A 2,015-nucleotide genomic window follows, 5' to 3' on the forward strand; every position below is an offset into this window, starting at 1 on the left:
TCTTTAAATGGTGGCTGCTTCTAAGCCAACATCCTGGTTGTCTAAGCAACTCCACATCCTTTTCCACTTAACGTATACTTTGGGACCTTAGCTGGTGGTCTGGGCTGTTTCCCTTTTGACTACGGATCTTATCACTCGCAGTCTGACTCCTAAGGATAAGTCATTGGCATTCGGAGTTTGTCTGAATTCGGTAACCCGATGAGGGCCCCTAGTCCAAACAGTGCTCTACCTCCAAGACTCTTACCTTAAGGCTAGCCCTAAAGCTATTTCGGAGAGAACCAGCTATCTCCAAGTTCGATTGGAATTTCTCCGCTACCCACACCTCATCCCCGCACTTTTCAACGTGCGTGGGTTCGGGCCTCCAGTAAGTGTTACCTTACCTTCACCCTGGACATGGGTAGATCACCTGGTTTCGGGTCTACGACCTCAAACTCATTCGCCCTATTAAGACTCGCTTTCGCTGCGGCTCCGCCTCTTCAGCTTAACCTTGCTTGAAATCGTAACTCGCCGGTTCATTCTACAAAAGGCACGCTATCACTCGGCGTCTTTCCGAAGGAAATACGCACAGAGCTCTAACTACTTGTAGGCACACGGTTTCAGGTTCTCTTTCACTCCCCTCCCGGGGTGCTTTTCACCTTTCCCTCACGGTACTGGTTCACTATCGGTCACTAGGGAGTATTTAGCCTTGGGAGATGGTCCTCCCTGCTTCCGACGGGATTTCACGTGTCCCGCCGTACTCAGGATCCACTCTGGAGGGAACGAAGTTTCAACTACAGGGTTGTTACCTTCTTTGACGGGCCTTTCCAGACCTCTTCATTTACTTCGTTCCTTTGTAACTCCTGACATAGAGTGTCCTACAACCCCAAGAGGCAAGCCTCTTGGTTTGGGCTTCTTCCGTTTCGCTCGCCGCTACTCAGGAAATCGCGTTTGCTTTCTCTTCCTCCGGGTACTTAGATGTTTCAGTTCCCCGGGTCTGCCTTCCTTACTCTATGTATTCAAGTAAGGATACTACCCCATTACGGGCAGTGGGTTCCCCCATTCGTAAATCTCCGGATCAAAGCTTGCTTACAGCTCCCCGAAGCATATCGGTGTTAGTCCCGTCCTTCATCGGCTCCTAGTGCCAAGGCATTCACCGTGCGCCCTTACTAACTTAACCTCCTGGCGAACGATGAACTTCGCTCTGCTGCGTCAGCTTCCTCTTCTGCGGTGCTCATGTATTAAACCCATACACTCCGCTCCTCGAAGAGTTCGCTTCCTTGCATAGCTCGTTCCTCCTTCGCCAGTCTTCAAAAATGGATTGTAATCCATAAAGTGGCGATTCTCGGTTATTACTTGGTTATTTCTCATATTATCTAGTTTTCAAAGAACAAGGCTACTGATTTCAATCACATCATGATTAATCATCGTAGCATTTGCTTCGTGCTGCCTTGCTCCGAGGTGAACCTAATCTTCCTCGAATAAGCATTGCCGCAGGAGCAATTCTATTTAGGTAACATTAGAGTCACTGTATAAGTAACCTCTAATTCCCTAAGATATACTGAAAGGAATTAACCTTTCAAAACTGAACAAAACGAGAACGTCATTCGTTGTAACCACGACAGTGGTCTTCCATATTCCTTAGAAAGGAGGTGATCCAGCCGCACCTTCCGATACGGCTACCTTGTTACGACTTCACCCCAATCATCTGTCCCACCTTCGGCGGCTGGCTCCAAAAGGTTACCTCACCGACTTCGGGTGTTACAAACTCTCGTGGTGTGACGGGCGGTGTGTACAAGGCCCGGGAACGTATTCACCGCGGCATGCTGATCCGCGATTACTAGCGATTCCGGCTTCATGTAGGCGAGTTGCAGCCTACAATCCGAACTGAGAATGGTTTTATGGGATTGGCGTAACCTCGCGGTCTAGCAACCCTTTGTACCATCCATTGTAGCACGTGTGTAGCCCAGGTCATAAGGGGCATGATGATTTGACGTCATCCCCACCTTCCTCCGGTTTGTCACCGGCAGTCACCTTAG

Annotated in this window: 2 rRNA genes; both read right to left on the reverse strand. The window is 49.3% G+C overall.

The annotated features are described in order from the left end of the window. Positions 1-1,156 (reverse strand): 23S ribosomal RNA (locus ACFCZ1_RS38460); the annotation flags it as partial. Between the two features lie 465 nt (positions 1,157-1,621). Beyond that, a 16S ribosomal RNA gene (locus ACFCZ1_RS38465) occupies positions 1,622-2,015 on the reverse strand; the annotation flags it as partial.

Origin of the sequence: Streptomyces sp. NPDC056224, from assembly GCF_042267665.1 — a bacterium.
Lineage (GTDB): Bacteria > Actinomycetota > Actinomycetes > Streptomycetales > Streptomycetaceae > Streptomyces.